A 20742-nucleotide genomic window follows, 5' to 3' on the forward strand; every position below is an offset into this window, starting at 1 on the left:
ATGCTTTCGACAAGAAAAGCGTTCCACAACAAGGGATAACTTTCACAAGACGGCCACCATGAAAAAACACAGGCAAAACCGTTTCGCATCGCCAGCTTAATAACAGCAAGCAACAATAAAAGTATGAAATTAACGAACCTTTTTTATATTTCTCGGGTCTTGCGCCCTCGATGAATAAACGTCCAGTGCATTTGACGTTAAATTTTTAACATATCGAAGTATAATCAATGGCGCAAAAAATGCCTTATCTCAGGTTTATTGAACTGCCGTTTATGTGAACTGTGCTCCATGTCGCGCGTGGCAAAACATGCATGACGTGACCGTCTATGGCACACTAGCCGCCAGATATCGCCGTCCTCACAGCCAGGTTTATTGACGTTCATGAGCGTAACCGCCCCAAACATAAAATCTTTGCCCTACAGCCGCAGTGCCCTGATGACGCTTTTCGCCTCGATTTCAACCCACCCGTGGGCGATGCTGCTGCATTCGGGCTTCGCCGACCATTCGCATAACCGCTTCGACATCCTGGTCGCGCAGCCGTGCGTTACGCTCACCACCCAGGGCGCCAGCACGAAAATAGAAAGTGACGGCGTCACTATTCAGTCGAAGGAAGATCCATTCTCCCTGCTGCAGCAACACCTGGTGGCGCAAGGTTGGCAACCTGCGTTTAACCCGGATCTGCCATTTCAGGGCGGCGCACTGGGGCTGTTCGGCTACGATCTCGGGCGGCGGGTGGAAAGCTTGCCGCAGTTGGCCGCAGCCGACCTCGCCTTGCCGGACATGGCGGTGGGCATTTATGACTGGGCGCTGATCGCCGATCACCGTCTGCAAACCCTGACGCTGCTCAGCTATGGCGACGTGGAACAGCGCTGGTGCTGGCTCAATAGCCAAACCGCGCCGACAGAACGCCCTTTCACGCTGCTGAGCGACTGGCGCGCCAATATGAGCCGGCGGCAATACGGCGAGAAATTCCAACGTATTCAGCGCTACCTGCGCAGCGGTGACTGTTACCAAATTAATCTGGCGCAACGGTTCTCCGCCGACTATCAGGGAGATGAGTGGCAGGCTTTCTGTCGATTGAGCGCCTGCAACCGCGCGCCGTTCTCGGCCTTCCTGCGCCTGCCGCACAACAGCGTACTGAGCGTCTCTCCCGAGCGCTTCCTGTGGCTGGAGCAGCAGCGCATCCAAACCCGCCCGATCAAGGGCACGCTGCCGCGGCTGGCGGACGCGGAACAGGACGCCGCTCAGGCTCGCCGTTTGGCCGATTCCCCCAAGGATCGCGCTGAAAATCTGATGATCGTCGATCTGCTGCGCAACGATATCGGCCGCGTCGCCCAGCCTGGCAGCGTACGGGTGCCGGAACTGTTTGCCGTGGAGCCGTTTCCCGCCGTGCATCACCTGGTGAGCACTATCACCGCAACCCTGCCGGAACAGACCTCGGCGGCCGAACTGCTGCGCGCCTGCTTCCCCGGCGGCTCGATCACCGGCGCGCCCAAGGTGCGGGCGATGGAAATCATCGAAGAGCTGGAGTCGCAGCGCCGCAATGCCTATTGCGGCAGTATCGGTTACCTAAGCGCCTGCGGCACCATGGACACCAATATCACCATCCGCACGCTCGTCACCGAAAACGGCCGCATCCACTGCTCCGCCGGTGGCGGCATCGTGGCGGACAGCCAGGAGCAGGCGGAATACCAGGAGACCTTCGACAAGGTTGGCCGTATTCTGCCGCAGCTTGGGGAGTGTGCCCTGTCGTGATCCCATCGAACACACCAGCCTCACTGCACGCCTTTATCAGCCGTTTTCAACTGCAGCTGCCCCAGGCGGCGCAGATCTCGCACAATGTGCGCCCGGCGGCGGTGCTGATCCCGATCGTTTGCCGCGCAGAGCCGACGCTGCTGTTGACCCGCCGCGCCGACTCGCTGCGCAAACATGCCGGCCAGGTGGCCTTCCCCGGCGGTAAAACCGACGCTGAAGACGGGTCGGCGATCGTCACGGCGCTGCGAGAAGCGCAGGAAGAAGTGGCGATACCGCCGCAGGCGGTGACCGTCCTCGGCCAAATGGCGCCGCTCGACAGCAGCACCGGATTTCAGGTCACGCCCATCGTCGGCCTGGTCTCGCCGGATGTGCAGTTCCACGCCAATGAGGGTGAAGTGGCGGACGTGTTCGAGATGCCCTTGAGGGAAGCGCTGACCCTGTCGCGTTACTATCCGCTGGATATTCATCGCGCCGGCCATACGCACCGCATTTACCTCTCCTGGTATCACAGCCAGTTTATCTGGGGGCTGACCGCAGCCATCATTCGGCGTCTGGCGCAGCAGGTCAGTATTTAGCCCATATTACGTGATCTGACTCGCAATCTGGCATGGCCGACGGCCTCCGCTGCCGGTAAAGCGATCGAAATCACTTCATTTGAACGCTTTTTCAACTACCGTTCCGATTGAATGGTTTTAAAAAAACTGTAAACCCTCTCTTAAACCTTACGAAATACCTGTAAAATACCACCGTCCGAGATAAACCACTGTAGAAACAGGGATTAAGCCGGCGGCGTTCAGCACGGAAAGCTGGCGCGATTACCGCTAATGGAGCTTGGGCGAAAGCGGATACCTCGCATAAGGGTTCGCCCCGGGTAATCAGTAAAAAAAGCGACACCACGGATTATTTAATTTCATGCGAAAAAGGCAGCCGAACCCGCACGGCCCTTTTACAATATCGCTGTTCCCTGCGCGGTTTTTAACCGCCGCAGCCATAACAATACGTCTCTTTAAGGAGTTTTAGCGTGATTAGCGTTTTCGACATGTTTAAGATCGGCATCGGCCCGTCCAGCTCTCATACGGTTGGACCGATGAAAGCCGGCAAACAGTTTGTCGACGATCTGGTAAATAAAGGCCTGATGCCTTCTATCACGCGTGTTGCCGTAGACGTTTACGGCTCACTCTCATTGACCGGTAAAGGTCACCATACCGATATCGCCATCATTCTCGGCCTGGCCGGCAACATGCCGGACACCGTCGATATCGATAGCATTCCTGGCTTTATTCGCGATGTAGAACAACGTCAACGCCTGATGCTGGCCAACGGCCTGCATGAAGTCGATTTCCCACGCGACGGCGGCATGGTCTTCCGCAGCGACAACCTGCCGCTGCACGAGAACGGCATGCAAATCCACGCCTTCGCCGGCGATAAAGAAGTGTACAGCAAGACCTATTACTCCATCGGCGGCGGTTTCATCGTCGACGAGGAGAACTTCGGTAAGGACGCCGAGCAAGAGCTGCAAATGCCTTATCCATTCAACTCCGCGCGCGAAATGCTCGACCACTGCCGCGAGACCGGGCTGTCACTGTCCGGCATGGTGATGCAGAACGAACTGGCGCTGCACAGCAAGCAAGAGATCGAAACCTACTTCGGCAACGTCTGGCAAACCATGCGTGCCTGTATCGATCGCGGTCTGAACACCGAAGGCGTGCTGCCGGGGCCGCTGCGCGTACCGCGCCGTGCTTCCGCGTTGCGCCGCATGCTGGTGGCGTCGGACAAACTGTCCAACGATCCGATGAACGTGATCGACTGGGTCAACATGTTCGCACTGGCGGTTAACGAAGAAAACGCCGCCGGCGGCCGCGTCGTCACCGCGCCGACCAACGGTGCCTGCGGCATCGTGCCTGCGGTGCTGGCTTACTACGATCACTTTATCGAGTCCGTCAGCCCGGATATCTACATCCGTTACTTTATGGCAGCGGGCGCCATCGGCGCGTTGTACAAGATGAACGCGTCCATTTCCGGCGCCGAAGTCGGCTGCCAGGGCGAAGTCGGCGTGGCCTGCTCCATGGCGGCCGCCGGCCTGGCTGAACTGCTGGGCGGCAGCCCTGAGCAGGTCTGTGTGGCGGCGGAAATCGGCATGGAACACAACCTGGGGCTGACCTGTGACCCGGTCGCCGGCCAGGTACAGGTGCCGTGCATCGAGCGCAACGCCATCGCCTCGGTCAAGGCGATCAACGCCGCCCGCATGGCTCTGCGCCGCACCAGCGAACCGCGCGTTTCGCTGGATAAGGTGATCGAGACCATGTACGAAACCGGCAAAGACATGAACGCCAAATACCGAGAAACATCACGCGGTGGCCTGGCAATCAAGGTGCAATGCGACTGACAGACAACCCCGCCGCCCGGCGGGGTTTTTTATGGGCAATCAATTCATTGACCGTTTTTAGTGACAATGTCACCAGAAAATATCCTGCATTTTTCTCATCGATCCAGCGGTTAGCCTGCAAATTGACCTTCTGTTTTGCCAAATCGAAATAATTTACTGAGTTACCATCAATCTTGTATAACCTCAGGCTAGAATTAGCCGAGCGCAACTTAAGGAGCTGTGGCCTGACTGTGACTCGGAGCTGGATTACCGAACAAGGATTTACCGGATGTTGATGACCCACCTCGCCGCGTCCCAATATCGTTACTACCGTTGGCTGCTGGCCGGAGCGGTGGGCGTGGCTATTCTGTTGGTATCTCTGTATACCCGTTACTATCAAGAGGTCAAAAGCATCGAGCAGAGCCAGCAAACGTTGGCCACCCGCACCGTCGGCAAAATTGACCAGCTGTTGTCCCCCGCGCAGCTGCAGGCGGAACGCAGTATGGACATGCTGGAACAACCCTGCGAGAACGTCTCATCGACCCTGCGCTTTCGCGCCGCGCAAAATCAGGCGCTGCGCGCCATGCTGCTGGTAAAAAATGGCATCATCTACTGCTCCAGTCTGTTTGGCGCCCGACATTATCAGTTGGCTGCCGTGCTGCCGATTTTCGTCAACAGCAACGTCAGGCTGGCGCTGCGCCCTTCGTTGGCGGTGAGCAAAGGACTGCCCACGTTGGTGATGTGGACACCCTCCCCCGGCGATAGAAGCAGCGGCGTGCTGCACGTCTTCAATATCGAGCTGTTATCGAACTTTTTACTCGAACCGCAGGAGCCTTATGTTCAGCGCATGGTGCTGAACGTAGCCGACAGCAGCCTGGAATACGGGCGCCGCGAAATCCTGCGCCGCGACACCCTGACCAACGATCTGCGTTACACCGCCGGTTCCGAGCGTTACCCGTTCTCGATTTCGCTGTTCGGCCCGCAGGTCGGCATGTTGGCGTTTTCCGCACTGCCGCGCCATATCCCGCTGGCGCTGCTGATCAGCCTGCTGGCGGCCTATGTGGTCTACCTGCTCACCGCTAACCGCATGAGCCTGTCTTACCACATTGGCCATGCCATTACCCATCGGGAGTTCCGCGTTTACTGCCAACCGATCATTCACAGCGATACCGGGCGCTGTGCCGGCGTCGAGATGCTGCTGCGTTGGAAAAAGAAGCGGCAGGGGTGGATCTCGCCAGACGTGTTTATTCCGTTGGCCGAGCAGCATGACCTCATCATTCCGCTCACTCGCTATCTGATGAACACCGTGACGGAAAATCTGCAGCTGTTCCCGCCACGACCGTCCTTCTACATCAGCATTAACGTTGCTGCCGAGCATTTTAAAACGCTCAACATCATCGACGATATCCGCCAGATTTGGCTGCCGGCACATCCGATGCCCTCATTGATGCTGGAGCTGACCGAACGCACCGCGCTGTCGGCGATCCAGTATGACCAAATTCGCACGCTGAAAGACATGGGGATCATGCTAGCTATCGACGATTTCGGCACCGGCCACAGCTCGCTGAGCTACCTGAAAAACCTCAGCCCGGACGTGTTGAAGATCGACCGCGGGTTTACCGCGGCCATCGGCACCGACGCGGTCAACGCCACGGTGACCGACACCATCATTACGCTGGCGCAGAGGCTGAAGCTGAAACTGGTGGCAGAGGGGGTCGAAACGGAGGAACAGGCCGACTATCTGCGCTCACGCGAGGTCAATGCCCTGCAGGGGTATTATTTCGCCAAGCCAATGCCGATCCACGTTTTCCCGCTGTGGTTGCAACAGTACGAATCGCGCGTCAGGAAAGCGGAAGAGGATCCGCCGGAGGCCTGAGCCCCCGGCGGGAGGGTTACGACTGCGTCGGCTCGTCAAAGACGACGCGGGTAACACGCACCAATTCGATGCGATAGTCGGAGACCTCGACGATATCGAAACGCAGGTGGTTCAGTTCAATGGTGTCCCCCACCACCGGCATCTGGCCGTAGTGAGCCAACAGCAGCCCCGCCAGGGTGGCGTAGTCTGCGGTTGGGCTGACCAGGTCATCGCAGGCCAGTGCCTGTTCCAGCGAGTGCAAATCGGTTCCCCCCTTCACCAGCCAGCCGTCGCCTTCCGCCACGATATCCGGCGTTTCATCCTCGTCCGGGAACTCACCGGCAATCGCTTCCAGGACGTCCAGCGGCGTCACCAGCCCCTGCACGACGCCAAATTCATTGGTGACCACTACCAGACGCCCTTTGGCGCGGCGCAGCACCGCCAGCAGTTTGATGACGTCCATGGTTTCCGGCACCACGATCGGCGGCGTGCGGGCGGCAAACTCGGCAATATCTTCACCCTGCTCCAGCGCCACCAGCAGATCCTTGGCGCGTACCACGCCGACGATCTCATCCACCGAATCACGACACACCGGGAACAGACTGTGTGGCGTATCCAGCAACTGTGCGCGCACCTCCTCGCGGGAGCGCTCGCAGTCGACCCAGGAGATGTCCGTGCGAGGCGTCATCACACTGCGTAATGAACGCGAGGCGAGCGTCAACACGCCGCTGATCATATAACGCTCTTCCGCCGCAAAGGTTTCATCCCTCGGCAAAGCGACCTCATCGTCCGACTGCTGCGCGCGCTGCTGCCCCATCAGGCGCATGATCGCTTCCGCGGTGCGCTCGCGCATCGGCCGACGCGCTTGATGCTTGATGAAGTTGCGACGCGCGATCTGGTTGAACAATTCAATCAGGATCGAGAAGCCGATCGCGGCGTACAGATAGCCTTTCGGAATATGCAAACCGAAGCCTTCGGCGATCAGGCTCAGGCCGATCATCAACAGGAAGCTCAGGCACAGCACCACGATGGTCGGGTGCGCATTGACGAAGTTGGTCAATGGCTTGGATGCCAACAGCATCACCGCCATCGCGATCACCACCGCCGCCATCATTACCGGCAGATCGTTCACCATGCCTACGGCGGTAATCACCGCATCAAGCGAAAACACTGCGTCCAGGATCACGATTTGCACCACCACCGCCCAGAACTTGGCATAACCGCGGTTGGCGCCATCCTGGTGCGTCTGCCCTTCCAGCCGCTCATGCAGCTCCATGGTGGCCTTGAACAGCAGGAATACCCCGCCGAACAGCAGGATAAGATCGCGGCCAGAGAAGCTGAAATCGCCGACGCTGAACAGCGGTGTGGTCAGGGTTACCATCCAGGAGATCACCGACAGCAGGCCCAAACGCATCAGCAACGCCAGCGACAGGCCGATAACGCGCGCCTTATCGCGCTGCTTCGGCGGCAATTTGTCGGCCAAAATGGCGATGAACACCAGGTTGTCGATGCCCAGCACGATTTCCAGCACCACCAGCGTAAGCAACCCAGCCCAAATAGAGGGGTCCATTAAAAATTCCATATCAGACTCCAGAAAAAAGTGGGAATGAGCGCTCGCCGCTCAGACGTGACGATGCCGCCGCTGCATGGGCGCAGTCGACAATAGCAAGGTGACGGGATGGGGTTACCGGGAGATGGCCGAAGGGCCGAACAGCATATACAACGCCAGCAGGTGGCGGGTGAAACCTGGAAAAACAGTAACTTCGGTGACAGTCCATAGGGAGGGCTGAGGCCCTTCACTCCTTAGTGATGAAAGAAGAAATTACTGTATCAGGATTTTTCTGGGGGACAAAGCGGCTTTTTCAACGGCGGTTTAGGGTGGCGCCACACCATATCGTCTGCGACAGCTAAGATTTCCCCGAGCATTCAATAGCGGAGCAGCGTCACAAAAAATATTTTTTCACTCACTAAAATAAATCTCGCGTTCGTGAAGTATCACGCACAGGCATTTGAAACTGCGTGAGAAATGTTAGGCGTGCGTTTCTTTTTTTCTACCATAATGTATCTGAACCGCGGAAGTGACTGCCAAGACGGCGCGGAGAAACGACACACACCGCGTCTGGAGTTCAACGAGGAGGTAGCGAGTGGCAATAGCTATTATCATCGGCACACACGGGGCTGCAGCGGAACAACTGCTGAAAACGGCGGAGATGCTATTGGGCGAGCAGGACAACGTCGCCTTTATAGACTTCGTTCCCGGTGAGAATGCCGAAACGTTAATCGTCAAGTACAACGAAAAAATCAGTGGGTTGGATACCAGCGGCGGCGTGCTGTTCCTGGTGGATACCTGGGGCGGCAGCCCGTTCAACGCCGCCAGCCGCATTGCGGTCGACAAAGAACACTATGAGGTCGTCACCGGGGTCAACATCCCGATGCTGGTGGAAACCTTCATGGCGCGGGACGACAACCCCGCTTTCGATGAACTGGTGGCGCTGGCGTTGGAAACCGGCCGTGAAGGCGTGAAAGCGCTGAAAAAACCGCAGGAAGAACCCGCAAAACCCGCAGCACCCGTCGCCAAAGCCGCTGCCCCTCAGGCGCCGTTGGGGCCGAACGACCACATGAAAATCGGCCTGGCGCGCATCGATGACCGCTTAATCCACGGCCAGGTCGCTACCCGCTGGACCAAAGAGACCAACGTCAGCCGCATTATCGTCGTCAGCGATGAAGTCGCCGCCGACCATGTGCGCAAGACCCTGCTGACCCAGGTTGCCCCGCCGGGCGTCACCGCCCACGTGGTGGACGTGGCGAAGGCCATCCGCGTCTGGAACAACCCGAAATACGCCAACGATCGCGTGATGCTGTTATTCACCAACCCGACCGACGTCTGGCGTTTGGTGGAAGGCGGCGTGGAGATTACATCCGTCAATATCGGCGGCATGGCGTTCCGCCAGGGGAAAACCCAGGTGAACAACGCCGTTTCCGTCGATGAAAAAGATATCGAAGCGTTTAAGAAACTGAACGATCGCGGTATCGAGCTGGAGGTACGTAAGGTCTCGTCCGACAGCCGGCTAAAAATGATGGACCTGATTAACAAACTCAATTAGTGGCGCCAGCCGCTAATTATTTTACTCAGAGCTTTTTTGGTCATAGGAGAAGTGCAATGGAGATCACCACTCTTCAGATTGTGCTGATATTTATCGTTGCCTGTATCGCCGGGATGGGTTCCGTCCTCGACGAGTTCCAGTTCCACCGTCCGCTGGTCGCCTGTACCCTGATCGGCTTTATCCTCGGCGATATGAAAACCGGCATCATCATCGGCGGTACGCTGGAAATGATCGCCCTGGGCTGGATGAACATCGGTGCGGCCGTCGCGCCGGATGCTGCCCTGGCGTCCATCATTTCGAGCATTCTGGTCATCGCCGGCGGGCAAAGCGTCGGCGCCGGTATCGCCCTGGCCATTCCGCTGGCGGCGGCCGGCCAGGTATTAACCATCATCGTGCGTACCCTCACCGTGGCGTTCCAGCACGCGGCGGATAGCGCAGCGGAGCGCGGCAGCCTGCGCGCCATTAGCTGGATCCATGTCGGCGCCCTGCTGCTGCAGGCGATGCGTATCGCCATCCCGGCGGTCATTGTCGCCATCTCGGTCGGCACCGCCGGGGTACACGCCTTGCTCAACTCGATCCCGGAAGTGGTCACCAGCGGCCTGAACATCGCCGGCGGCATGATCGTCGTGGTCGGTTACGCAATGGTGATTAACATGATGCGCGCCGGCTACCTGATGCCGTTCTTCTATCTCGGTTTCGTTACCGCCGCCTTCACCAACTTCAACCTGGTGGCGCTCGGCGTCATTGGCGTGGTGATGGCCGTGCTGTATATCCAGCTCAGCCCGAAATACAACAAGTCTCAAGTTGTACAGGCCGGCCCGGCTAACGCGAACGATCTCGATAACGAACTCGACTAGGAATAGGTGAGAGAAATGGTTGATACAACTGCTCAAAAGAAACTCACGCCGGCCGATATTCGCGGCGTATTCCTGCGTTCGAACCTGTTCCAGGGTTCATGGAACTTCGAACGCATGCAGGCGCTGGGTTTTTGCTTCTCGATGGTGCCGGTGATCCGTCGCCTGTATCCGGAAAACAATGACGACCGCAAACAGGCGATCAAGCGTCACCTGGAGTTCTTCAACACTCACCCTTACGTGGCGGCACCGGTGCTCGGCGTGACCATGGCGATGGAAGAGCAACGCGCCAACGGCGCACCGATCGACGACGCCGCAATCAACGGCATCAAGGTTGGTTTGATGGGGCCGCTGGCGGGCGTCGGTGACCCGATCTTCTGGGGCACCGTGCGGCCGGTATTCGCCGCGCTTGGGGCGGGCATCGCCATGAGCGGCAGCCTGCTCGGACCGATCCTGTTCTTCGTGCTGTTCAACCTGGTGCGCCTGCTGACCCGCTATTACGGCGTGGCCTACGGTTACCGTAAAGGGGTGGATATCGTCAACGACATGGGCGGCGGCTTCCTGCAGAAACTGACGGAAGGAGCGTCCATTCTCGGCCTGTTTGTCATGGGCGCGTTGGTCAACAAGTGGACGCACGTGAATATCCCGCTGGTGGTGTCCAAGATCACCGACCAGACCGGGCATACCAACGTCACCACGGTGCAGACCATCCTCGACCAGCTGATGCCGGGCCTGGTGCCGCTGCTGTTGACCTTCGCCTGTATGTGGTTGCTGCGCAAGAAAGTCAACGCGCTGTGGATCATCATCGGCTTCTTCGTCATCGGTATCTTTGGCTATTGGATTGGCCTGCTGGGCCTGTAATCGTTCGAAACGGCCGGGGGGCAACCCCCGGCTTTTTTATGTGTGGAGCAAGAGATGTCACTGACCGACGCCGTACTGATGCTGTTTATCGCCCTGCTGTTGCTGTATTCGCTGTACGACGAATTCGGCATGGATCTGCTGAAAGGCAAAACGCGGCTCAAAGTGCCGCTCAAACGCCGCAACCGCCTCGACAGCCTGATTTTCGTCGGCCTGATCGCCATTCTGATTTACCGTAACGTCACCGCCAACGGCGCGCTATTAACCACTTATCTGCTTATTTCTTTGGCGCTGCTCGCCATCTATATTGCTTATATCCGCTCGCCCAAAATGGTGTTTAAAGCGCACGGTTTTTTCTTCGCCAATGTTTTTGTCGAATATAACCGCATTAAAGCCATGAATTTATCGGAGGACGGCATTCTGGCCATCGACCTGGAGCAGCGCCGGCTGTTGGTTCAGGTGACGCAATTGGATGACCTGGAGAAGATATACAATTTTTTCGTTGATAATCAATAAATAAAGGGAAATTAATTTTATTCTCGCTCAAACCTTGCGCTGTCTATGGATAATTAATCGGCAGCGCCATTTCATTTCTGACTATTATTTCTGCAACATTGTTACCCACGTCTACATTATATTCCCACATGAACTCAGATTAATGAAAACGAGTCTCAATTAAGAACAAAAATCGCGCCAGAATAAAGTTGTCGGTACTGGAAATAATATGGTATGGTTGCGCCGTCATTGGGGAGTAGCCGGTTTCTGGAGAATAAAACGCCAGAAACGCCCGTATCAACATACTCGTTTCGTCGTATGAAACGTGGTGCGGGCAGCCAGGTAAGGTTGGCGAGACCATAGACACGTAACTCCGTCGTTTGGTTGGGGGTGGGTTACGTGTATATGGAGCCACCCGGCCGAGGCTATTTCACATGAACCTTTCAGCAACGCTTATTCTCGCTTTCGGCATGTCCATGGATGCATTCGCCGCTTCTATCGGCAAAGGCGCCAGTCTGCATCAGCCGCGCTTTCGCGAAGCGATCCGCACCGGTCTGATCTTCGGCGTGGTCGAAGCAATCACCCCGCTCATCGGTTGGGCCATCGGCCTGTTCGCCAGCCAATACATCATGGAATGGGATCACTGGGTCGCCTTCTCGCTTCTGTTCATTCTCGGCATGCGCATGATTGTCGAAGGGGTGCGCAACAGGCCCGACGAAGAAGAGAAGGTCAAACGCCACGGCTTCTGGATATTGGTGGCCACCGCTATCGCGACCAGCCTGGACGCCATGGCCATCGGCGTCGGTCTGGCCTTCCTGCAGGTGAACATCGTGCACACCGCAATGGCCATCGGCTGCGCCACCATGATCATGGCAACGTTGGGCATGATGATCGGCCGCTTTATCGGCCCGCTGCTGGGCAAACGCGCCGAAATCCTCGGCGGCGTGGTGTTGATCGGCATCGGCGTCAACATCCTGCTGGAGCACCTCGGCTACCTGACCTGAGGCGACCGAACTGCAAAAAAAACCTGCCGCGGCAGGTTTTTTTGTTTCTGAGTTCAAGACCCCTTAAGCGCGACGTCGGTACAACGCCAACACGAAATCCGTCTCGCACACAAACTCGCCGCCCTCGGCCAACCGCTGTTGCACCTCCGGCGTAGCGCGCCAGGCGAACGGGGTCATCTGCAGCAGATTGGCGGCCTGCGCGCCCGGTAGGGTCATCGTATAGGCCAGCGCCTCTTTGCGCTGACAGTCGAAACCGGCGAACTGTTCATCCTGTTCGGCATGCAGCTGCACCTGCTGGTACACCTGCTCTTTCAGCTGGTACAGATGACGCGGGCCCGGCGAAACCGTCAGCACCACGCCGCCCGGCTTCACTACCCGCGCCAGCTCCTCCGCCTTGCAAGGCGCATAAATGCGCAAGACCGCGTCCAACGCCCCGTCGGCGAACGGCAAACGGTGACTGGAGGCAACGCAGAACGAGACCGCCGGATAACGTTTGGCGCCATAACGGATCGCCACTTTGGCGACGTCCAGCCCATAGACCGCCATATTGCGCTCCTGAGCCAGCCGTGCGGCCACGGCGGCGGTGTAATACCCTTCCCCGCAGCCTATGTCCAATAACGCGCCTGCATCGGCCGCCAGCGCCGAATCCAGCCATTCGGCCACCTGCGCTTGCAACGGCTGATAATATCCACCGTCGAGAAACGCGCGCCGTGCCTGCATCATTTCCACGCTGTCTCCCGGCTGCTTCGATCGTTTGTGCTGCACCGGCAGCAGATTCACGTAACCTTCTTTGGCTTGATCGAACTGATGATTGCCGTCACAACGCCAGTGTTGTGAGGAAAAATGCAGCGGTTGATGACACAGGGGGCATTGATAAGACATGAATGGGCTTCCAGAAAGACAGGGCGCGGCTAGTCTAAAGAAGGCGTCGGCTTGATGCAAGGCGCATCCCCGCTCGCTTTCGTCGCCAACAACACCTGGCCAAGCGGGGAAAAAGCTGGCTACACTGAGAGTCTGTTTTCTCATGCAGGTGAACATAACTTATGAGCGATCGTTCCGCGCTGCTCGATGCGGTGCCCCACATTCAGCACGGCTTCGGCAGCAAACTCGCGCTGCTGCCCGGGCATCTGCTGCCCTACAGCGCCACGCTGCCGGAAAAAAAACAGGTGCACGGCACCCGCATCGTCGATGTGCTGCAGCCGGCGCAGGCATGCGGCGAGGCCGATGGTTTCTATACTCGCCAGCCCGGCATTCTGCTCAGCGTACTGACGGCGGACTGTTTGCCGGTGCTGTTCAGCCGCCGTGACGGCGGCGCCATCGCTGCGGTGCACGCCGGCTGGCGCGGGCTGCTGGACGGCATTCTGGAACAGATGGCAGCACGCATTCGCCAGGACGGCGACACCGCCGATTGGGTCGTCTCCATCGGCCCTGCCGCCGGCCCGTGCTGCTACGAAGTCGATGAAGCGCTGGTGGAGAGTTTTAAACAGCGCCTGCCGCTGCCCGCCACGCTGATCAGCCCGCATTACCGGCATCTCGATTTGGCCGCAATTGCCGAATACAAGCTGGCGGCGCTCGGCTTCGCCGCCGTTGACCGCGCCGGCAGTTGTACCATCTGCACGCCGGACGTCGACCCACAGCGGCCGCAGCGCTTCAAATACACCAGCTATCGCCGCAACAGCCACCGGCGCGCGCAGGATCCGACGCATCCGGGGATCAAAGGCCGCAACCAGTACGCCGGCATCATCATCGCCGCCGGATGACGGAAACGAAAAAGCCCGCGCGAAGGCGGGCTTTTTGTACAGCTGACGCTGATTAGATAGCAGTAACGTTTACTGCAGATGGGCCTTTCTGGCCATCTTGGATTTCGAACTCAACGTTCTGGCCTTCAGCCAGGGTTTTGAAGCCGTTACCCTGGATTGCAGAGAAGTGTACGAACACGTCTTTGCTGCCGTCAGCCGGGGTGATGAAACCGAAACCTTTAGACTCGTTGAACCACTTAACTTGACCTTTGATCTTTGCCATCTTGAGTATTTCCTTTGGATTGTTTAAACCGCCCGAGGGCGTTACATAGACAAACTAGAGTCGTTACTGCTTGAGGCACTAAGATAAGGATCGGCAGAGAAGCGGTATTCAACGCTAACGTCTTTACTCAGAACTTCTTTACTGAAAATGCCACACATATACAGAACTGTACCTCGTTTTACCCAGATGCGTTATCACATACTCTGTATGCGATGGCAAGCCATTTTTAATCACTGAACGACATGTCGCACATATTTGAAACGGTCGAGCGCAACATTTGCTTAAATAGGCCAAAAGATGTTGAAGCATCGGCTATTTTCTGCTTGCCAAAATCACTGCGCCAGACCCCGCATTCTGCTGGAGTTTTAACAAAACTTTCATCGTATTGACGCCTTTGCGTCTCATCATTTCCGCTTTTTTGCCGCTTATAGCGTTAAAAAATTTGAATCTTTATGGAATGTGATATGCAACATTTGAATATCGATGAACGGGGGCCAATTTATTCATCGCTCCTCCGACCATTTACCGCCGGAAAGCCCATTCATCATCGGCTTTCCGGCCTGCCGCCAAACGGCGCGGGCGAGAACGGCGCACGGGTCGGCGGCAACGTCTCTGCCCTGCACAACGGATGCATAAGCATGCAAAGCGCCGGCACATCTTCCGCTGCCGGTGGGTTCATCATAAATAATCCGAATGTCATTAACCTCAATAGCCGGAATAATCTTATCAATAACGAAAGTTCAACGTTGAATTAAATCCTGAAAACACGGGGGTTATTTGAATCACCACCCGCACTTATCAATTCTGCTAATTACAGCTGCGCTTTCAAACCATTGACTTTATTCATCCCGCTGCGCCGCCGGGTGATGAGGTAACGCAGGCGATGAACCCTGCAACGCGATGCGCTCGCCAATCTTCAGCGGGAGGAATTGATGCTGCTCCAACCCCGCCTCGCTCAGGGCCAGGTTCAGCTGCTGCGGCGGTTCGTCCAGCGACTCATCCGCCAGTTCAAATACTCCCCAATGGATGGGAATGGCTCGCGGCTGATTCAGCTCGCGATACAGCGCCACCGACTGCTGCGGATCCATATGCTGCTCCTGCATAAACCAGCGCGGCGCATAGGCGCCGATCGGCAGCGCAGCCACGTCGAACGGCCCCAGCCGTTGACCGATCTCCGCCAGCCGTTCCGAATAACCGCTGTCGCCGGAAAAATAAAACCGTAGCGCCGGATGGTGGATCACCCACCCGCACCACAGCGAGCGATTGCGATCCCACAGCGTGCGCATGCTCCAGTGCCGCGCCGGCGTGGCATAGACCGTCAGCTCGCCCAGTGACAGGCTCTGCCACCAGTCCAGTTCATGCACCTTCAGCCGGTAGCGTCGAAACCAGCGCTTCAACCCCAACGGCACGATGAACTCGGCCTGCGGGAAACGCTGCGCCAATTGCCGTACCGTGCGCCTGTCGAGGTGGTCATAATGGTTATGGGAGATCAGTACCACATCCACCGCCGGCAGTTGCCCCACCGTCAACGGCGGCGGCGTTCTGCGCTTTGGGCCGTAAAAGCTCAGCGGCGATGCACGTTCGGACAATACCGGATCGATCAGGATATAGCGGCCGCTCAATCGCAATAGCATCGAGGCATGCCCCAACCACCAGACGCTGTCGTCGCTGCCACTGAGATCGGCAGGCTGCCACCAGCGCTGGGTAAATTGCGCGTAACCCTGCTGCGGCGGCCTGGGCAGCCCCTGCCGCTTGCGTTCATCTTGCCAACGCCGAAGATCGCCCTCCTGGCGCCGCGAAGGTTCCAGGTTGCGAAATCCCTCCGGCGTATGATGCGCCTTGGCCGCGTCGTAATAACGGTTGATTCTTTTCATCCTGCCTTTTCTCCCGACCACAGCACCCTGCACGGGCATGACTTTCAGTGTAACAAACCCGATGAAGCTCGCACTTTGTCAGCCGTGCGCTGCATCTCGGGACCTTTTGCCGTATGCTGTTGTCTCACTCCGGTGGAAAGCCAGGGCCGCCAAGAGCCCGTTAAGACTCTCTTAAGATCTTTGTGATTGACTTGTAGGGCATACAGAAAAGGAGAAGTTATGAGTCGTTCGACATCCCGCAAATCAGGCGCAGGCCTGGGGCGCCGTATTCGTAGCGCGCTGCTGGCGCAGAAGCAATACTGGAAAATGTATTTCGCCATGAAGCTGCGCCGCGTGCGCGTGCCTGCACCGCTGGTGCTGCTTGGCGGTTCGCTGCTCGGGTTCTTCATGCTGACCCTGCTGATGCTCAGCGTGGTGACCATCGACATCATCAGCACCCTGCTGCTGCTGTGCCGGAAACTGCTGGGGCGGGGTCACGGCGAGGGCCGCGCCTTTATGCCGCGCGGCTAACGAGAAAAGAAGCGGAGGCGGGCAATACGCCTCCGCAGCACGCAGATTAACGCTTGGCGCCTTTACGGCGCGTCAGCATGAACCCGCACCACAGCACCGCAACCCATACCGGTATCAGCAGCACCGAAATGCGGATCCCTTCGCTGAAATACATGATCACCAGAATCAGGCCGAGGAACGCCAGGCACAGGTAGTTACCGAACGGATACCACAGCGCCTTAAAGCTGGGAATGACGCCCTGACGGTTCTTGGCAGCGCGGAATTTCAGGTGTGCCAGGCAGATCATCACCCAGTTGATCACCAACGTTGAAACCACCAGCGCCATCAGCAGCTCAAACGCCTTACCGGGCATCAGGTAGTTAATCAGCACGCCGATCGAGGTAATCAACGCCGACAGCGCGATGGACAGCACCGGCACGCCGCGTTTATTCACACGCGTCAGCGCCTGCGGCGCGTTGCCCTGGCTGGCCAGCCCGAACAGCATGCGGCTGTTGGCGTAAACGCCGCTGTTGTAGACCGACAGCGCGGCGGTCAATACCACCACATTGAGCACGGTCGCCACCAGATTGCTGTTCAGCGCATGGAAGATCAACACGAACGGGCTGCCGCCCTCCACCACTTGCCCCCACGGATAGAGCGACAGCAGCACGGTCAGCGAGCCGATATAGAAGATCAGAATGCGGTACACCACCTGATTGGTGGCTTTGGGAATGCTGCGACGCGGGTCGGCGGCTTCCGCCGCGGTGATGCCGACCATTTCCAGCCCGCCGAACGAAAACATGATGACCGCCATCGCCATCACCAGCCCAGAGAAGCCGTGCGGCATAAAGCCGCCCTGCTGCCACAGGTTGGTGATGCTGGCCTGTGGGCCACCGTTGCCGCTCGCCAACAGCCAGGCACCGAACACGATCATGCCGACAATCGCCACCACTTTGATGATGGCGAACCAGAACTCGGTTTCGCCGTACAGGCGCACGTTCACCAGGTTAATCAGGTTGATCAGCACGAAAAACAGCGCGGCGGAGGCCCAGGTGGGGATTTCCGGCCACCAGTACTGAATGTAGATGCCGACGGCGGTCAATTCCGCCATACCGACCAAAATGAACATTGCCCAGTAGTTCCAGCCGGAAAGGAAACCGGCGAAATCGCCCCAATATTTATAGGCAAAGTGGCTGAAAGATCCGGCGACCGGCTCTTCCACCACCATTTCGCCCAGCTGGCGCATGATTAAAAACGCGATAAAGCCGCCGATGGCGTAGCCCAACAGCACGGCGGGGCCGGCCATTTTGATGGTTTGCGCAATGCCGAGAAATAAACCGGTGCCAATGGCGCCCCCGAGGGCAATAAGCTGTATATGTCTGTTTTTTAAGCCGCGTTTTAGCGGAGTATCCTGATGCTGACCGCCCATCTTATCCTCATATGGCGTACACCCTTGCCGTTATCGGCCAAGATTTCACCAATCAATAAATGTATCTGCGGGCGGCTTTTTAACACTTAACCCCGTGAGCATCAAGGAGAAGCGCCCCGAGACGGCGTAGCGGAGCGCGATTTTTTAACCGTGAGAAAGCGTGAAATGGCGGCGTTCAGCCTGGCATGCCGCACAGTTTGGTCAGGTTGCGCGCGCCTATCATCAGCGTGGCGACATAAGATTGGCGACGCGTGACCACTTCCACCGCCACGCGATCGTTTTGATATTTTATCAGGTAGGTCGAGGGCCAACCCTGACGACGCTGGCCAAAGCTTTCGGCATGACGATCGATCGCCGCATGGGCAATCACCAGATGAGACAAGTTTTTATCACCTTTGATAATGCGCTTCATAAACAGCCTCCGCCAACGACAGCTCTGTTATTAGAAAAAGGAGAAACTCTTACCAATCACCGGTATTGTTCGACTCAGTTAGCCTGCCGGCTCATCAGGAAGCAGATCATCGCCGCGCGCAGCGGGCTGGCGCTGTCCGCCTGCCATTCACCGCCCTGGGTGCTCATGCGCGCCTGCCACTGCGGGCTGTCGCTTTGGTTGTCGGGGTTCAGACTGATTTTGTTGGCGCAAATAATCGGCCAGGCATCGGAGGGATTCTTGCAGTAATCTTTACCTTTCACGCCACCGTAGGGATACCACTTGTCCGGGTTCTCTCCGGTCAGCAGCGCGATGCTGCGGTTCACTTCGGCATCGCTTTCTTCGTACCATTTAATCATCGGCTTCATCCATCTTTCGTAAGGTTCGCGCTACATTACGATGTCTGTAAGACAGTTTTATGACAGTGCCGCCGGTTTTCACATTATCTGAACTAATGTTTTGCTCCCTTTAACTTTTCTCCCCTTCTGCGTACACTTTTCCTCTGTTTAGCGCCCAGGAAACGCACGCATGTTGACCGGCCTCAACCACCTGACGCTCGCCGTCAGCGATCTCGATCGCAGCTTCGATTTTTATCGTCATCTGTTGGGGTTTACCCCTCACGCCCGCTGGCAAGGCGGCGCCTATCTGTCGTTGGGGGCGTTGTGGCTGTGTCTGTCATTGGATGAGGCCCGCATGCAACCACGGGAGCGTGATTACACCCATTACGCCTTCAGCGTCGCGCCGGAACACATTGAACGGGTCAGTGAGCGGCTGCGCCAGGCCGGCGTCGAAGAGTGGAAAAGCAATCGCAGCGAAGGCGAATCGCTCTACTTTCTCGATCCCGATGGGCATCAGTTGGAGATCCATGCCGGCGATCTGGCCAGCCGCCTGGCGGCATGCCGGGAAAAACCGTATCAGGGCATGGTGTTTTACTGAAACGCCCCGGCGACGCTGCCGCCGGCCGGAGCATCATGTTCAACGTTCGGGGATAAAACCTTTGAAATCCAGCGCGGGGCTGAGATCGTCGTCGTCAGCCGCAGCGGCGCCGTCAGCGCCTGCGCTGTGCGCTAAACGCTTCAACAGCGCCGTTTGCTGGCGTTGTTGCTCGGCAATTTCCTGCAGCAGGCGAATCTGCTCGTTGGCGCGCACACTGGCGCGGTTCACCAGGAACCAAACCCACAGCCCGGCCAACAATGCCACAACGGCGAGCGCCAGCGACAACAGGCCGTTCTGGCCAAAACCTAAATCGTACATGGACAACCCTATCTACTGCGAAATTCAGGCCGCCATCTTAGCACTCGCGGCGGCCGTGCGAACATCCCTACCGAAAATTGCTTACCAGGGCACGAAGCGGGTCACCGAACAGATGCCCAACGCAAAATTTCCACCGTCGTCGCAATAGCTATCCAGCGCCAGCAGGTAGAAAAACAGGCAGGCAGCGACGGCCGTCATTATCACGAGGATTTTTTTTCGCAACAAATTTAGCAGCCTCATTGTTATCTGGGTAATCTATCGCGCATGTTATCACAGCGAAGTTAAACGAAGTTTAACTTTCCGTTTAGATTTCTGGCTATTGCCCGGTTTTCAGACTGTTACCCTTGTCGTCGCGCGGCAGTCATGGCTAGATGAACCCTCAGGGATAATGAGGAAGCGCAATGAGCAAATTGATTAAGTGGGTACTGGTGCTAGCGGTCATTTACGGCGGTTTTTTGATCTCGGGTTACGGCGTGCTGATCGGCAGCAACAAAAACGTTGGCGGGTTGGGATTGCAGTGCAAATACCTGACGGCGCGCAACGTGGCGATCGCCCAGTACGTGAATGGCGACAACGGTTTCATCGGCGTAGCCGACTGCCCGTTGTTCAAGAAAATCGAAACGGTGGTGGATTAACCGCCACCGCCCGACGCCGTCGCTTTGCGGCGGCCCCGCCTCAGCTGCGGGTGAATTTCATCTCGATCAGCGCAATCGCCTTGTCAATCGCTCGGCGTGTCACCGGATCGGCACCTGCCGGGTGCGTGGAGAAATCAATGCTTTTTAGCTGACCCGCCATCTTGTCGCGCACTTCGGTCGGCGCAATCACGTCGATAACGTCCAAAATCTGTTTGATGACCAGTTGGCAAGCGACCAGATCGGAAGCCAGTTCCTGCTCGTTGCTCAGCATGTCAGACATAATAACTTTCCCTCTTGATTCAAACGCCGCACAGAATAG

At 57.3% G+C, this 20742-nt stretch carries 25 protein-coding genes and 1 riboswitch; of the genes, 14 read left to right on the forward strand and 11 right to left on the reverse strand.

Annotated elements, in window-relative coordinates; genetic code table 11:
* Window positions 1-381: 381 nt before the first annotated feature.
* The 4 genes from pabB to ACJ8J4_RS05265 all read left to right on the forward strand — a co-directional run bounded on the left by pabB (window position 382) and on the right by ACJ8J4_RS05265 (window position 5996).
* Entirely contained in the window at window positions 382-1755 is a 1374-nt protein-coding gene (gene pabB / locus ACJ8J4_RS05250) for an aminodeoxychorismate synthase component 1 (protein WP_197836167.1), read from the forward strand.
* Window positions 1752-2330 (forward strand): CoA pyrophosphatase, encoded by a 579-nt coding sequence (locus tag ACJ8J4_RS05255; protein ID WP_025303155.1) that lies wholly within the window; start codon window positions 1752-1754, stop codon window positions 2328-2330. Before pabB ends, ACJ8J4_RS05255 begins: the two co-directional genes overlap by 4 nt.
* Before the next feature lie 446 nt (window positions 2331-2776).
* Window positions 2777-4141, forward strand: a complete 1365-nt coding sequence (sdaA, locus tag ACJ8J4_RS05260) for an L-serine ammonia-lyase (protein WP_025303156.1) — start codon at window positions 2777-2779, stop codon at window positions 4139-4141.
* Between the two features lie 268 nt (window positions 4142-4409).
* Window positions 4410-5996 carry an EAL domain-containing protein gene (locus tag ACJ8J4_RS05265; protein WP_025303157.1) on the forward strand — a complete coding sequence of 529 codons (1587 nt, stop codon included), beginning with the start codon at window positions 4410-4412 and terminating at the stop codon, window positions 5994-5996.
* Window positions 5997-6012: 16 nt separating this feature from the next.
* On the opposite strand, the gene ACJ8J4_RS05270 is transcribed toward ACJ8J4_RS05265, so the two are convergent.
* On the reverse strand, window positions 6013-7557 hold the full coding sequence (locus tag ACJ8J4_RS05270) for a TerC family protein (protein ID WP_025303158.1): 1545 nt from the start codon (window positions 7555-7557) through the stop codon (window positions 6013-6015).
* 562 nt (window positions 7558-8119) lie between these two features.
* Between ACJ8J4_RS05270 and manX the strand changes: the two genes are divergently transcribed.
* From manX to mntP, 5 genes are all read left to right on the forward strand, one after another.
* The gene (manX, locus tag ACJ8J4_RS05275) at window positions 8120-9079 is read left to right on the forward strand and encodes a PTS mannose transporter subunit IIAB (protein WP_049203948.1); all 960 of its coding nucleotides are present in this window, start codon (window positions 8120-8122) and stop codon (window positions 9077-9079) included.
* 56 nt (window positions 9080-9135) lie between these two features.
* Complete coding sequence (locus ACJ8J4_RS05280) at window positions 9136-9936, forward strand: PTS mannose/fructose/sorbose transporter subunit IIC (protein ID WP_264383592.1); 801 nt, start codon at window positions 9136-9138, stop codon at window positions 9934-9936.
* 15 nt (window positions 9937-9951) lie between these two features.
* Entirely contained in the window at window positions 9952-10794 is an 843-nt protein-coding gene (locus tag ACJ8J4_RS05285) for a PTS mannose transporter subunit IID (protein WP_015378157.1), read from the forward strand.
* 54 nt (window positions 10795-10848) lie between these two features.
* On the forward strand, window positions 10849-11307 hold the full coding sequence (locus ACJ8J4_RS05290) for a DUF986 family protein (protein ID WP_060559774.1): 459 nt from the start codon (window positions 10849-10851) through the stop codon (window positions 11305-11307).
* Window positions 11308-11525: 218 nt separating this feature from the next.
* A riboswitch (yybP-ykoY riboswitch) is annotated at window positions 11526-11709 on the forward strand.
* Between the two features lie 11 nt (window positions 11710-11720).
* On the forward strand, window positions 11721-12290 hold the full coding sequence (gene mntP / locus ACJ8J4_RS05295) for a manganese efflux pump MntP (protein ID WP_142110047.1): 570 nt from the start codon (window positions 11721-11723) through the stop codon (window positions 12288-12290).
* 63 nt (window positions 12291-12353) lie between these two features.
* Here the strand turns inward: mntP and rlmA are convergent, their stop codons facing one another.
* Window positions 12354-13172 (reverse strand): 23S rRNA (guanine(745)-N(1))-methyltransferase, encoded by an 819-nt coding sequence (gene rlmA, locus ACJ8J4_RS05300; RefSeq protein ID WP_048323884.1) that lies wholly within the window; start codon window positions 13170-13172, stop codon window positions 12354-12356.
* 161 nt (window positions 13173-13333) lie between these two features.
* Between rlmA and pgeF the strand changes: the two genes are divergently transcribed.
* On the forward strand, window positions 13334-14050 hold the full coding sequence (pgeF, locus tag ACJ8J4_RS05305; protein ID WP_004927619.1) for a peptidoglycan editing factor PgeF: 717 nt from the start codon (window positions 13334-13336) through the stop codon (window positions 14048-14050).
* A 52-nt stretch (window positions 14051-14102) separates the two neighbouring features.
* Here pgeF and cspE read toward each other — a convergent pair whose 3' ends face one another.
* Window positions 14103-14312, reverse strand: coding sequence for a transcription antiterminator/RNA stability regulator CspE (cspE, locus tag ACJ8J4_RS05310; RefSeq protein WP_002221949.1), 210 nt, complete (start codon window positions 14310-14312; stop codon window positions 14103-14105).
* A gap of 41 nt (window positions 14313-14353) precedes the next feature.
* Window positions 14354-14470 (reverse strand): DUF2627 domain-containing protein, encoded by a 117-nt coding sequence (locus ACJ8J4_RS05315; RefSeq protein WP_002211058.1) that lies wholly within the window; start codon window positions 14468-14470, stop codon window positions 14354-14356.
* A 306-nt stretch (window positions 14471-14776) separates the two neighbouring features.
* Here ACJ8J4_RS05315 and ACJ8J4_RS05320 point away from each other — a divergent pair, with 306 nt between their 5' ends.
* A complete protein-coding gene (locus tag ACJ8J4_RS05320) occupies window positions 14777-15067 on the forward strand; it encodes a hypothetical protein (RefSeq protein ID WP_134942539.1) in 291 nt (96 codons plus the stop codon).
* A gap of 84 nt (window positions 15068-15151) precedes the next feature.
* On the opposite strand, the gene ACJ8J4_RS05325 is transcribed toward ACJ8J4_RS05320, so the two are convergent.
* Entirely contained in the window at window positions 15152-16186 is a 1035-nt protein-coding gene (locus tag ACJ8J4_RS05325) for an MBL fold metallo-hydrolase (protein ID WP_135638292.1), read from the reverse strand.
* Between the two features lie 219 nt (window positions 16187-16405).
* On the opposite strand from ACJ8J4_RS05325, the gene ACJ8J4_RS05330 reads away from it, so the two are divergent.
* Window positions 16406-16696, forward strand: a complete 291-nt coding sequence (locus ACJ8J4_RS05330) for a hypothetical protein (RefSeq protein WP_033632819.1) — start codon at window positions 16406-16408, stop codon at window positions 16694-16696.
* Window positions 16697-16742: 46 nt separating this feature from the next.
* On the opposite strand, the gene ACJ8J4_RS05335 is transcribed toward ACJ8J4_RS05330, so the two are convergent.
* The 3 genes from ACJ8J4_RS05335 to ACJ8J4_RS05345 form a co-directional block, all read right to left on the reverse strand.
* Complete coding sequence (locus ACJ8J4_RS05335; protein WP_264383593.1) at window positions 16743-18104, reverse strand: amino acid permease; 1362 nt, start codon at window positions 18102-18104, stop codon at window positions 16743-16745.
* Window positions 18105-18279: 175 nt separating this feature from the next.
* A complete protein-coding gene (locus ACJ8J4_RS05340) occupies window positions 18280-18516 on the reverse strand; it encodes a DUF4060 family protein (RefSeq protein WP_025303167.1) in 237 nt (78 codons plus the stop codon).
* Window positions 18517-18590: 74 nt separating this feature from the next.
* Window positions 18591-18893 (reverse strand): phage protein NinX family protein, encoded by a 303-nt coding sequence (locus ACJ8J4_RS05345; protein WP_004927682.1) that lies wholly within the window; start codon window positions 18891-18893, stop codon window positions 18591-18593.
* A gap of 169 nt (window positions 18894-19062) precedes the next feature.
* Here ACJ8J4_RS05345 and fos point away from each other — a divergent pair, with 169 nt between their 5' ends.
* Window positions 19063-19470 (forward strand): fosfomycin resistance glutathione transferase, encoded by a 408-nt coding sequence (gene fos, locus ACJ8J4_RS05350; RefSeq protein ID WP_025303168.1) that lies wholly within the window; start codon window positions 19063-19065, stop codon window positions 19468-19470.
* 39 nt (window positions 19471-19509) lie between these two features.
* Here fos and ACJ8J4_RS05355 read toward each other — a convergent pair whose 3' ends face one another.
* Both ACJ8J4_RS05355 and ACJ8J4_RS05360 read right to left on the reverse strand, forming a co-directional pair.
* Window positions 19510-19788, reverse strand: coding sequence for a YebO family protein (locus tag ACJ8J4_RS05355; RefSeq protein ID WP_025303169.1), 279 nt, complete (start codon window positions 19786-19788; stop codon window positions 19510-19512).
* A gap of 81 nt (window positions 19789-19869) precedes the next feature.
* Window positions 19870-20028, reverse strand: a complete 159-nt coding sequence (locus ACJ8J4_RS05360; protein ID WP_004927688.1) for a PhoP/PhoQ regulator MgrB — start codon at window positions 20026-20028, stop codon at window positions 19870-19872.
* A 161-nt stretch (window positions 20029-20189) separates the two neighbouring features.
* On the opposite strand from ACJ8J4_RS05360, the gene ACJ8J4_RS05365 reads away from it, so the two are divergent.
* Window positions 20190-20423 (forward strand): YobH family protein, encoded by a 234-nt coding sequence (locus tag ACJ8J4_RS05365; RefSeq protein WP_004927690.1) that lies wholly within the window; start codon window positions 20190-20192, stop codon window positions 20421-20423.
* Window positions 20424-20463: 40 nt separating this feature from the next.
* Here the strand turns inward: ACJ8J4_RS05365 and ACJ8J4_RS05370 are convergent, their stop codons facing one another.
* A complete protein-coding gene (locus tag ACJ8J4_RS05370; RefSeq protein WP_025303170.1) occupies window positions 20464-20703 on the reverse strand; it encodes a DUF2766 family protein in 240 nt (79 codons plus the stop codon).
* Between the last annotated feature and the right edge of the window lie 39 nt (window positions 20704-20742).

Origin of the sequence: Serratia sp. CY47280 (assembly GCF_052168655.1) — a bacterium.
Taxonomy (GTDB): Bacteria; Pseudomonadota; Gammaproteobacteria; order Enterobacterales; family Enterobacteriaceae; genus Serratia; species Serratia bockelmannii.

What these genes read in the sequence shown, in the direction of transcription:
- ACJ8J4_RS05370 (WP_025303170.1), bottom strand. Translation starts at nt 20,703, where the DNA reads ATGTCTGACATGCTGAGCAACGAGCAGGAACTGGCTTCCGATCTGGTC.
- pgeF (WP_004927619.1), top strand. Translation starts at nt 13,334, where the DNA reads ATGAGCGATCGTTCCGCGCTGCTCGATGCGGTGCCCCACATTCAGCAC.
- ACJ8J4_RS05335 (WP_264383593.1), bottom strand. Translation starts at nt 18,104, where the DNA reads ATGGGCGGTCAGCATCAGGATACTCCGCTAAAACGCGGCTTAAAAAAC.
- pabB (WP_197836167.1), top strand. Translation starts at nt 382, where the DNA reads ATGAGCGTAACCGCCCCAAACATAAAATCTTTGCCCTACAGCCGCAGT.
- ACJ8J4_RS05320 (WP_134942539.1), top strand. Translation starts at nt 14,777, where the DNA reads ATGCAACATTTGAATATCGATGAACGGGGGCCAATTTATTCATCGCTC.
- mntP (WP_142110047.1), top strand. Translation starts at nt 11,721, where the DNA reads ATGAACCTTTCAGCAACGCTTATTCTCGCTTTCGGCATGTCCATGGAT.
- ACJ8J4_RS05290 (WP_060559774.1), top strand. Translation starts at nt 10,849, where the DNA reads ATGTCACTGACCGACGCCGTACTGATGCTGTTTATCGCCCTGCTGTTG.
- cspE (WP_002221949.1), bottom strand. Translation starts at nt 14,312, where the DNA reads ATGGCAAAGATCAAAGGTCAAGTTAAGTGGTTCAACGAGTCTAAAGGT.
- ACJ8J4_RS05345 (WP_004927682.1), bottom strand. Translation starts at nt 18,893, where the DNA reads ATGATTAAATGGTACGAAGAAAGCGATGCCGAAGTGAACCGCAGCATC.
- rlmA (WP_048323884.1), bottom strand. Translation starts at nt 13,172, where the DNA reads ATGTCTTATCAATGCCCCCTGTGTCATCAACCGCTGCATTTTTCCTCA.
- ACJ8J4_RS05280 (WP_264383592.1), top strand. Translation starts at nt 9,136, where the DNA reads ATGGAGATCACCACTCTTCAGATTGTGCTGATATTTATCGTTGCCTGT.
- ACJ8J4_RS05360 (WP_004927688.1), bottom strand. Translation starts at nt 20,028, where the DNA reads ATGAGGCTGCTAAATTTGTTGCGAAAAAAAATCCTCGTGATAATGACG.
- ACJ8J4_RS05285 (WP_015378157.1), top strand. Translation starts at nt 9,952, where the DNA reads ATGGTTGATACAACTGCTCAAAAGAAACTCACGCCGGCCGATATTCGC.
- fos (WP_025303168.1), top strand. Translation starts at nt 19,063, where the DNA reads ATGTTGACCGGCCTCAACCACCTGACGCTCGCCGTCAGCGATCTCGAT.
- ACJ8J4_RS05315 (WP_002211058.1), bottom strand. Translation starts at nt 14,470, where the DNA reads ATGTGTGGCATTTTCAGTAAAGAAGTTCTGAGTAAAGACGTTAGCGTT.
- ACJ8J4_RS05265 (WP_025303157.1), top strand. Translation starts at nt 4,410, where the DNA reads ATGTTGATGACCCACCTCGCCGCGTCCCAATATCGTTACTACCGTTGG.
- ACJ8J4_RS05270 (WP_025303158.1), bottom strand. Translation starts at nt 7,557, where the DNA reads ATGGAATTTTTAATGGACCCCTCTATTTGGGCTGGGTTGCTTACGCTG.
- ACJ8J4_RS05365 (WP_004927690.1), top strand. Translation starts at nt 20,190, where the DNA reads ATGAGCAAATTGATTAAGTGGGTACTGGTGCTAGCGGTCATTTACGGC.
- ACJ8J4_RS05330 (WP_033632819.1), top strand. Translation starts at nt 16,406, where the DNA reads ATGAGTCGTTCGACATCCCGCAAATCAGGCGCAGGCCTGGGGCGCCGT.
- ACJ8J4_RS05325 (WP_135638292.1), bottom strand. Translation starts at nt 16,186, where the DNA reads ATGAAAAGAATCAACCGTTATTACGACGCGGCCAAGGCGCATCATACG.
- ACJ8J4_RS05340 (WP_025303167.1), bottom strand. Translation starts at nt 18,516, where the DNA reads ATGAAGCGCATTATCAAAGGTGATAAAAACTTGTCTCATCTGGTGATT.
- ACJ8J4_RS05355 (WP_025303169.1), bottom strand. Translation starts at nt 19,788, where the DNA reads ATGTACGATTTAGGTTTTGGCCAGAACGGCCTGTTGTCGCTGGCGCTC.